Here is a 9,544-nt window from a genome sequence, read left to right as displayed (position 1 = left end):
GGGAGGATGATGGAAAACCACTGCTCAGGGCAACCACGGTAAAACAGTCTTACGAGGATATACGAAAGCATGCCAGGGATTATCTCGTTCCCCTGGTTTTATCCCAGGTGGAAGAACGCCAGCATCTGTACACTGCTTTGCTCCCTGTACTGAATAATCGCATAACTGAAGAATGTGAAAATTTTGTGACTGAACTGAAAAAGATGTTGCCTGAGAAGATCTCCCTGCCGGAGCGTGGCTTTCGCTGGTATCTGGCGACCGGCGAAAAAATACGACAAAAGTTGCTTGCTGATGAAAAAGATGGCGTGGATTTTAGAGATTACCGTTTAGTCAATTTGCTGAATTGCTTCGGACTGGATGAGGCTACCATCCAGAATCTCGTGGAGGAGAGTCGTCAGGATAGTAACGATTGCTTCCTGTTAAAGGAGCACTGGATCAACAAGCGGTTGCCAGGCATTTGGGGGGAGTGTCTTAAAAGCCCCCTGTATCTTAACGAAGCACTCGATCTGCAGTGATGACTGAAACTGAAGGCGTCGGTAAATCCACCAGAGAGCGATACGAAATGTTTATCGCATAACGGTAAATGCAGCCTGGAGCGGATTGAAGCGAGCGAACCAGGCTGCAGAGCAAGAAGATAACGGTCTGTTGCACATCAGACGGGTTTAACATGCGTCAAATCGGGTGCCTTATTCAGTACTCGTGCGGTAATTTCAGAAAAACACTCTTTCATCTTTTATCGCTCCGTTTATACTCCGGCACCATGAAACAGAACAACACATTTACTGCAGAAGAAACCCTGGCCGCGCTGGGGCATCTGGCCTGGTGTGCGCTTGTCGCCCTCAGGCTTGCACAGCGCGACGGTCAGGCGCTGTCCCCGCTGATGGCGCACGCGCTGGCTTGGACGGCTCAGCGGCAGAAACGCTTTTCCCGCGCCATCGCCGATGATATTGAGGACCTGCTGCGGTGCGGCGACAGAAGGGGGCGGGCGCGCAGCTTCAGCAGCGCCTGGAGGGCGTGCTTGCCGCCAGCGATGGGCCGGTGCAGGCGCAGTCTGAACTGCACCGCCTGACGTTTGCCATTGACCGGCTTAAATCGCAGGGCTGGATAAATGCGGTGGTGACGGATAAGGAATGGCGGCGGGAGAGTCTTCGTGATGAGTATGCCGGGAGCGGGCACTGCTGGTCCGCAAATCAGAGCTGGTGCGCCAGTTCTCGGACGCAGGCAGGCTGCTGGGACCGGTCACGTTCATGACCACCGGTGAGCCCGATGCGGTGCGCGATACCCTGTCGGCATTTGCCCTGCTGTCTGAGGTCGCAGAGCCGGACCTCATTACTCTTAAGCCCTCATCAGACGGTGCCTGAAGCGCTTCGTTGACCGTACCCGTGAGCGCCCGGTAAACCGCAGGGCGTGCCTGCCCGCAGCTGAGTGAATGCTGTGAAGAAGCGCGCAACAGTCTGAACTCTGGTAAGCGTCAAGCTACTGCCGCCTGTGATTCTGGTTCCGGGATCGTTAGGTTAGAGCTCCTTCTAAACCAGATGGAGCTCTATTCATGGAAAACACTGCCGACTGGCGAACTGAATCACGCACAGTCTATTCCAACGACTTTAAACTTCGTATCGTTGAACTGGCTTCTCACCCCGGAGCCAATGTCGCAAAAATCGCGAGAGAAAACGGGGTTGCTCACAACCTCATTTTTAAGTGGCTGCGCATGTGGCAAAACGAAGGCCGGATAATGTCGCTTACGGCTCAGTCTGCGTCGTTATCAGCAACGCGGACGGAGCCGACTTTCTGATAAAACTCCCTGCGCTCCTGGCATTCCACGCAGGTACTGACGCCGGGAAGCAGCTGGCGACGGCGTTCAGGTATGCTGACGCCACAAATCCGGCACTCTTCAGTGCCAGAAGATGCAAGCTGCGCGCGAATGGAGGTTAAACCCTGCGCGATGAGCTGTTCTTCCGCGCCCTGTGCCTCATCTGCAATATCAGCCATGACGGTATTCTCCTCAGATTTTTTCTGGTGCTGAGCCACGAACACAGCGCTGTTCGCAGTATGCCTTACGTGCCTGCGCCCACTCCAGATTAACCCTGAACCGCGCTGCCGTTGATGCATCCTGCCAGAACAGCGCGGCATCGTCGTAATTCCCTTCTCGTTCCGCATTGACCGCCTGTTCTGCCAGGCGGCTGAATTCACTGTATGGCTTCATTGCTGGTTCCTTGTCCTGTGCCTGTGATCCTTTGCCGATACTCTGCCGGTATATTCCCGCGACAGCGAAAATGACGTTGAGTTAATCCATCCCTGCATGCAGTACATTGCCTGCTGAAAAACCAATATCAGATTAAATAAAAATAACAATATTTATTTTTGGTTCTTCTTTATATCAAAATAAATATGTTTTCTGTTTTAAATAGTCTGGGTGGTTATTTTTTTGTGTGATTTTACACATCGAAGGGGCGGGTTATTTTTGGCTGGTGTCCATTTACATCGCATTATAAATTATGCAAACTTATACAGATGGCGTTACGGCGAGAGCGAGTGAAAATCCAAATCAAAAGCATCTTTGTGTCGGGCTGTGAAAGCTGTAACGCCATCCCTTTTTCAGCTTATGCAATGCCTCTTTCATTCAGGGGCAATCAGCGCAACTGATTATTGCTGGCAGTAAAGATATGCTTTTATATCTGTTGATATAGTTTAACTGAAAGGGACGTCATGTCTGAGATTTGTATTGTAACCGGTGGCTCCAGCGGTACAGGCAAAGCAACCGCGCTCCTTGCCCTGTCACGTGGCTATCGTGTTTACAATTTTGATTTATTCGCGCCAGAGACTGAACCGCCAGGGTCTTGCGGAATATTTGTCAAATGTGATGTAACAATTCGTAATGACGTGGACGAGGCTGTCAGTTCCGTCTTTGCCCGTGTCTGGTAATCGCTTTAATGCGGCATGCCACGGGACAATATCCCCACCCTCAAAAAAACATGAGTCACAGGTTTGCGCGAATGGCGTATTTCTGGCTGATGTATTTTCAGTTCAGCCCTTTTCCGGTGTCTGGACTGAAACAAGGTAAATAAAAAACAAACAGGAGGACAGACAATGAGCTATCAGTCAGAAATACCGAAGTCCCGGGTCAACATAAAGCTCGATCTGCATACGGGAACAGCTAAAAAGAAGGTTGAACTTCCCCTGAAGCTGCTGGTTGCCGGTGATTTCAGCAACGGTGCCGAACAGCGTCCCTTTCTGAACGCCAGAAGGTCAACATTAATAAAAATAACATGAACAGCGTGCTGGCGGAATTCGCGCCCTCAGTCAGCATGGCGGTGGAAAATACCCTGGCCGGCGACGGCAGCGAAGATGCGATTACGCTCGCCTTTCGCGACATGAAGGATTTTGAACCGGAACAGGTCGCCCGTCAAATTCCACAGCTGAAGGCCATGCTTGCCATGCGCAGCCTGCTCCGCGACCTGAAGGCCAACCTGATGGACAACACGCCTTTCGCCGGGAGCTGGAAAAAATCCTCCTCGACCCGTCACTGAGCGCTGAACTGCGCGGTGAACTCTCCGCCCTTGCCCCGAAACAGCCATAACGCCCGCAGCACGTAACGGATTAACAAAGAGAAGATGCTCATGTCTGTACAGAATGAATTGAACACCGGTGGCGAAACCGTTGTCCTGGACCGTCCTTCCGCCGGCGGGGTGTACGCCTCCCTGTTTGAAAAAATCAGCCTGACCCCGGTTTCTGAGCTCAGCGCGCTGGACATCTGGCAGGACGCGCAGGCGATGTCGGAGGCGACCGCGGATGAACGCTGACCGCCGGCATGCAGGTGTTTCTGGAGTGCCTGACGAAAGCGGGCTCAAAAGTGGAGAAGCTCGACCGCAACCTAATCGACCACCATATCGCGGAGCTGGACTACCAGATTAGCCGCCAGCTGGATGCGGTGATGCACCACCCGGACTTCCAGGCCGTTGAAAGCCTGTGGCGCGGGGTACAGTCCCTGGTGGATAAAACCGATTTTCGCCAGAACGTGAAGGTTGAGCTGTGGATATGTCCAAAGACGACCTGCGCCAGGATTTTGAGGACGCGCCGGAGATTATCCAGAGCGGACTCTACCAGCACACGTACGTTTCAGAATACGATTCTCCGGGCGGTGAGCCGGTTGCGGCCCTGATTTCCGCGTACGAGTTTGATGCCTCCGCGCAGGACGTTGCCCTGCTGCGCAACATCTCGAAGGTCGCTGCTGCCGCGCACATGCCGTTTATCGGCTCGGCCGGCCCGACATTCTTCCTCAAGGATTCGATGGAAGAAGTGGCGGCCATCAAGGATATCGGTAACTACTTTGACCGCGCTGAATATATCAAGTGGAAATCCTTCCGTGAAACCGACGATGCCCGCTATATCGGCCTGGTGATGCCGCGCGTGCTGGGCGTTTACCGTACGGCCCTGATACCGTGCCGGTGCGCAGCTTCAACTACGTTGAGGACGTCAAAGGGCCTGACCACGAGAAGTATCTTTGGACCAACGCCTCGTTTGCCTTTGCCGCCAACATGGTGAAGAGCTTCATTAACAACGGCTGGTGCGTACAAATCCGCGGCCCTCAGGCCGGTGGTGCCGTTCAGGACCTGCCCATCCACCTGTATGACCTCGGCACCGGCAGCCAGGTGAAAATCCCGTCAGAGGTGATGATACCGGAAACCCGCGAGTTTGAGTTTGCGAACCTGGGCTTCATCCCGCTGAGCTACTACAGGAACCGCGATTACGCCTGTTTCTTCAGCGCTAACTCCACCCAGAAGCCGGCCCTGTACGACACGGCTGATGCGACCGCCAACAGCCGCATCAACGCCCGTCTGCCGTATATCTTCCTGCTGTCGCGTATCGCTCACTACCTGAAGCTGATTCAGCGCGAAAATATCGGCACCACCAAGGACCGCCGTCTGCTGGAGCTTGAGCTCAACACCTGGGTGAAAGGCCTGGTGACCGAGATGACTGACCCGGGCGATGACCTGCAGGCCTCGCACCCGCTGCGCGATGCGAAGGTGATGGTGGAAGACATCGAGGACAACCCGGGCTTCTTCCGCGTGAAGCTCTACGCCGTACCGCACTTCCAGGTGGAAGGCATGGACGTCAGCCTGTCGCTGGTATCCCAGATGCCGAAAGCAAAAGCATAGGCAGGAAACCCATGAAAACGGAACAGCCGCTTTGGGGAAGAGGCGTGATGGTCTCTCCCCAGCACTTTCAGCAACAGGTCGCGTATGCGGCCTGGTCTGCCGAATGTATCGCCCGTATGGGGTTATCAAAGCCCTGGGGCGTGATAAGTGTCGCTTTCGAACCGGATGCACTGAAACTGGGCCGCCTGCAGGCCCGTCATCTGCACATCCGTTTTTCCGATGGCACGCTTATCGACACGGATAATGCCGACGAGCTACCACCGGTGCTGGCTCTTGAAAGTGAATTACAGGACGTGGTGGTGGTTCTGGCACTTCCTCTGCTTCGGGCCAATGGCAGTAACTGTCTTAAACCTGATGAAGTGGCCGAGCGGCCTGTTCGTTATCGCCAGCGCTGGCGCGATGTCCGAAATACTTTTGGCGAAGACACTCGTCAGATTGCGGTGATCCAGCCGGAGCTGGCCCTGCGCTTTGCGCATCAGAACAACAGCGATTATCTGACCTGTCCGGTCGCCCGACTGCAGCAGGACTCTCAGGGCGCATGGGGGCTGGATGAAACGTTTCTCCCCCCGCTTCTGACCATCCAGGGCAGTCGCTGGCTGGTGACCCAGCTGGAACAGCTGATGACGCAACTGCGTGCCCGACTGAGTCGCCTGATGGCCATGCGTCGTGAAAGTAACGAGCGAATGGCAGATTTTGCCGTGGCTGACGTGTCCCTGTTCTGGTTGCTCAATGCCCTGAACAGCGCTGAGCCCGTGCTGGGACAGTTTCAGCGTAATCCACAAAGTCCGCCTGAGCGTCTCTATCCGGAACTTGCCCGTATGGCCGGTAGCCTGCTGACTTTTTCACTGGAACATCAGGTGAGCGCCATTCCGGTCTGGCAGCATGAGCAACTGAACAACGTCTTCCCGCCGCTGTTTGACCTGCTGGGCGACCTGCTGGAAGCCAGCCTGCCGTCGCGGGTGGTGGCGATTGAGCTGGAGCATGATGCCCGTCTGCACTTCTGGCAGGCCCGTCTGCACGACCCACGCCTGCGCGAGGGGGCGGACTACTACCTCTCCGTGCGTTCACCGATGCCGGTGGCACAGCTGCAGGAACAGTTCCCGCGTCAGTGCAAGGCGGGCAGTCCCGATCATGTCAGGAGTATCGTCAATTCATCACGGGTGGGCGTACCGCTGACGCCGATGCGTCATGTGCCGGCGGCCATACCGCTTCGTCTGGAAAACCAGTATTTCAGTCTCGATCTGACCCATCCTCTGGCGACTGAGATGCTCCAGAGTGGGACATGTATGTTTTACGTCCCGGGCATGCTCGGCGAGCCTGAACTCGAACTCTTTGCAGTACTGAGAACATGAGTGAGCGCAAACGCGGCCCGGCCGCGTCCATTGATATTGATGCCCTGCTGCAGGACACCTGGCTGCAGGTGATAAGCCTCCGTCACGGTCCGAAGTTTCAGGATGGAGAAGGGCGCACGTTGTGGGAGCGCTGCATAGCTGATGTCGAACGTGTACAGCGTGAGCTGAAAGCGTGCGAACTCGATGAAGCCAGCTGTCAGCATATTCTCACAGCACAGTGTGCGCTGCTTGATGAGGCTGTCAAAGGCCGCGGTGTGGAGGATGATGCCTGTGTGCAGTGGTATGGCATTCCCCTGCAGGGACACTTCCTCGGCACCATGGACGCCGGTGACACCCTGTGTGACAGGATGCGCGATGTGCTGCGTGAACCTGCTCCAGACAATGCCGTGCTGACCTGTTTTCAGCGCGTGATGATGCTGGGGTTCCTCGGGAGCTACCGCTCCCTGAACGATCCGGAACGCCAGAAACTCGTCAGCGCACTCAGTGAACATGTCGCCCCCTTCAGCTATCCACAGACCCATCCGGTGCTGGCAGAAAGCCCTGCCGGACGGGGGGCGGGGGGCTGGCTGGCCTCCTGGTCGGTGCGTATCGGCCTGAGCCTTCTCGTGGTGGCGGGTCTGTGGTGGGGGCTGGATCAGTGGCTTGACCACACCCTGAAAGCCCTGTTGCCGGGGGCGGTGAAATGAGTCCTGCACAACAGCGCGTGCTTGCGCTGTGGGCCGCCCTGCTGAGTGCTGTGGTCTGCCTGGCTTTTCTGCCGTTATCCCGGCTGGCTTCAGTGCTTGTTCTTTTGGCGATGATCGGGTTTATCGTCGCGTTCTGGTATATCGGCAGACCTCGTGCGGAGCATGACGCCACCCTGCGTCTGGATGACCTTCCTGAAACCACTTACCGCCAGCCTGTGGTACTGGTCTGTGGCGATCTGCCGCTGGCCTGGCCACAGCAGTCACCGGTGCTTACGGTCACGCAGGGTTGCTGGATCCGTGTGGAGGATCATCAGGATCTGGAACAGGCCGCCCGCCAGGTACTGTGGTTGCGGCCTGACTGGGGTCGCCAGCTGTCGGTGATGGTCAGCGTCTGCCCGCAGAAACACGCCGACAGCGAAGCGCTTACCAGCCGTCTGCTGGCCCTGCGATGGCAAATCAGCCAGCTGCGTAAAGAAACCGGGCATTCCGTGCCGCTGGTTCTGAATGGCCTGGTTGGCAGCGCGATGACGAATGATCTGCTCTGGCAGGCAGCTATCCCGGGGGAAGGGGTGAGGGTCTGGCGTGAATCTTCAGCGCCGGGTTCAATCGCTGCATGGGTTACCACCGGTGGGTCGCCTGCGATGCAGCAACAGGTGCTGATGAACAGCCTGATGAGCTGGTTCCACCAGCACGTCCAGGCAGTCTTTATGGATGAGAACCCCGACGTTCCTGTCATTGCACCTGTCGCGGTGCTGTGGGGAATGGGGCCGATCCTTGCCGGAAGTCTGGCCACATCAGCCTGGACTGCATGGCTTTCCCGTCACACTGCGATGCAGCAGGTGGCGGGCTGGCAGCCGTCAGGAACGGACAGTACGGTTATCTCCCCCTTCCCGGATTTTATCCTGCCGCTGCTGCCCGAAGGGCGAGGCCTGACGCCGCGTGGGCGAACCTTCCGTTGTGCGCTCGGGATTTTCACGCTGGCGGTCATCGCCGCGCTGCTCAGCAGTGGCTGGAACAATCATCAGTTGCTGCAGCGTGTGAGCTTCGATATTGCCCGCTATGACCGTATCCCGATGCATGATTTCGGACCCAAAGCCGATGCCGTTGCTGTCCTGCGTGACGATGCGGCAGAGCTGGATAAATGGGCGCGCAATGGCGTACCGGCGCGTATGGGCCTTGGTCTGTATCAGGGGGAACGTCTGCGAATGCCTGTGCTGGATGCGATCCGTTCGTATGTGCCTCCACCGCCACCACCTGAACCACAGCCGAAACCTGAACCGGTACCTAAAATTGTCCGCCTCGACAGCATGTCGCTGTTCGATTCCGGCAAATCCGTGCTGAAGGCTGGCTCCACCAGAATGCTGGTCAACTCCCTGGTCGGTATCAAAGCGAAGCCGGGCTGGCTGATTGTGGTCGCCGGGCATACCGACAACACCGGCAATCCAAAACTCAATCAGACGCTTTCACTCAATCGTGCCGAAGCGGTGCGCAACTGGATGCGTGATACCGGTGATGTACCGGAAAGCTGTTTTGCGGTGCAGGGCTATGGAGAGAGTCGCCCGGCCGCAACCAATGACACCCCGCAAGGCCGTGCGCTGAACCGTCGTGTCGAAATCAGTCTGGTACCGCAGGCCGATGCCTGCCAGATACCGGGCAAACCCTCTGCGTCATCGCAGGATGATGACGTTTCTCAACATTAATGGAGTAAATCCAATGGCAATTCCTGTTTATCTCTGGCTGAAAGACGACGGCGGCGCGGACATTAAAGGGTCTGTGGACGTTCAGGACCGTGAAGGCAGCATCGAAGTTGTCGCTCAGGAGCATAACCTGTACATCCCGACCGACAACAACACCGGCAAGCTGACCGGCACCCGTATCCACACGCCGTTCCTTTTCACCAAGGAAATCGACTCGTCCAGCCCGTACCTGTACAAGGCGGTGACCACCGGTCAGACCCTCAAGTCTGCGGAATTCAGGTGGTACAAAATCAACGACGCGGGCCAGGAAGTGGAGTACTTCAACACCAGACTGGAAAACGTCAAGGTGGTGAAAGTGAATCCTGAAATGTATGACATCAAGGATCCTTCTAAAGAGAAGCACAACCACCTTGAGCGCATTGAGCTGCGTTACGAAAAAATCACCTGGACCTACAAGGACGGCAACATCATTCATTCCGACTCCTGGAACGAACGCGCCACCGCGTAAGTCGCAAGCGGGCAGAGTTTGTCTGTCCGCTTTTCTTTTTGCTGAGCGTCTGCCGCTGTGGGTGTTCAGCAAAAACATCATATCCCGGAAACAGACCTTATGGGCCTCGGTAACGGCCAGGGGCGGTAGCGTGCCTGAATGGTCC

9 protein-coding genes and 3 pseudogenes are annotated in these 9,544 nt (G+C 56.2%); 10 read left to right on the top strand and 2 right to left on the bottom strand.

The genetic code is table 11. The features are described 5' to 3' along the window. The 3 genes and pseudogenes from EXW94_RS24690 to EXW94_RS24680 form a co-directional block, all read left to right on the top strand. The coding region (locus EXW94_RS24690) for a hypothetical protein (RefSeq protein WP_174341245.1) at positions 1-515 on the top strand (515 nt) is incomplete at its 5' end. Between the two features lie 448 nt (positions 516-963). Continuing rightward, on the top strand, positions 964-1,251 hold the full coding sequence (locus EXW94_RS28380) for a hypothetical protein (RefSeq protein ID WP_254797882.1): 288 nt from the start codon (positions 964-966) through the stop codon (positions 1,249-1,251). A 298-nt stretch (positions 1,252-1,549) separates the two neighbouring features. Next, positions 1,550-1,732, top strand: a pseudogene (locus tag EXW94_RS24680) (transposase); the annotation flags it as partial. Positions 1,733-1,746: 14 nt separating this feature from the next. On the opposite strand, the gene EXW94_RS24675 reads toward EXW94_RS24680, so the two are convergent. Then, on the bottom strand, positions 1,747-1,989 hold the full coding sequence (locus tag EXW94_RS24675; RefSeq protein ID WP_174341243.1) for a TraR/DksA C4-type zinc finger protein: 243 nt from the start codon (positions 1,987-1,989) through the stop codon (positions 1,747-1,749). A 13-nt stretch (positions 1,990-2,002) separates the two neighbouring features. Continuing rightward, entirely contained in the window at positions 2,003-2,203 is a 201-nt protein-coding gene (locus EXW94_RS24670; protein WP_174341242.1) for an ANR family transcriptional regulator, read from the bottom strand. An 884-nt stretch (positions 2,204-3,087) separates the two neighbouring features. On the opposite strand from EXW94_RS24670, the pseudogene tssB reads away from it, so the two are divergent. The 7 genes and pseudogenes from tssB (at position 3,088) to hcp (ending at position 9,399) form a co-directional block, all read left to right on the top strand. Next, positions 3,088-3,527 (top strand): annotated as a pseudogene (gene tssB / locus EXW94_RS24665) (type VI secretion system contractile sheath small subunit). A gap of 90 nt (positions 3,528-3,617) precedes the next feature. Then, positions 3,618-3,800, top strand: a complete 183-nt coding sequence (locus tag EXW94_RS28610; protein ID WP_375336652.1) for a hypothetical protein — start codon at positions 3,618-3,620, stop codon at positions 3,798-3,800. Between the two features lie 8 nt (positions 3,801-3,808). Continuing rightward, positions 3,809-5,156 (top strand): annotated as a pseudogene (gene tssC / locus EXW94_RS24660) (type VI secretion system contractile sheath large subunit). A gap of 11 nt (positions 5,157-5,167) precedes the next feature. Then, complete coding sequence (gene tssK, locus EXW94_RS24655) at positions 5,168-6,508, top strand: type VI secretion system baseplate subunit TssK (RefSeq protein WP_174341241.1); 1,341 nt, start codon at positions 5,168-5,170, stop codon at positions 6,506-6,508. After that, complete coding sequence (gene tssL / locus EXW94_RS24650; protein WP_174341240.1) at positions 6,505-7,194, top strand: type VI secretion system protein TssL, short form; 690 nt, start codon at positions 6,505-6,507, stop codon at positions 7,192-7,194. The genes tssK and tssL overlap by 4 nt, the downstream gene beginning before the upstream one ends. Continuing rightward, a complete protein-coding gene (locus tag EXW94_RS24645; protein ID WP_174341239.1) occupies positions 7,191-8,894 on the top strand; it encodes an OmpA family protein in 1,704 nt (567 codons plus the stop codon). Before tssL ends, EXW94_RS24645 begins: the two co-directional genes overlap by 4 nt. A gap of 13 nt (positions 8,895-8,907) precedes the next feature. Next, on the top strand, positions 8,908-9,399 hold the full coding sequence (hcp, locus tag EXW94_RS24640; RefSeq protein ID WP_050862713.1) for a type VI secretion system effector Hcp: 492 nt from the start codon (positions 8,908-8,910) through the stop codon (positions 9,397-9,399). Positions 9,400-9,544: the final 145 nt, after the last annotated feature.

The organism is Enterobacter sp. JMULE2 (assembly GCF_013337145.1).
In the GTDB taxonomy this organism is placed as follows: domain Bacteria; phylum Pseudomonadota; class Gammaproteobacteria; order Enterobacterales; family Enterobacteriaceae; genus Enterobacter; species Enterobacter mori.
This window is presented reverse-complemented; position numbering and strand designations above follow the sequence as displayed.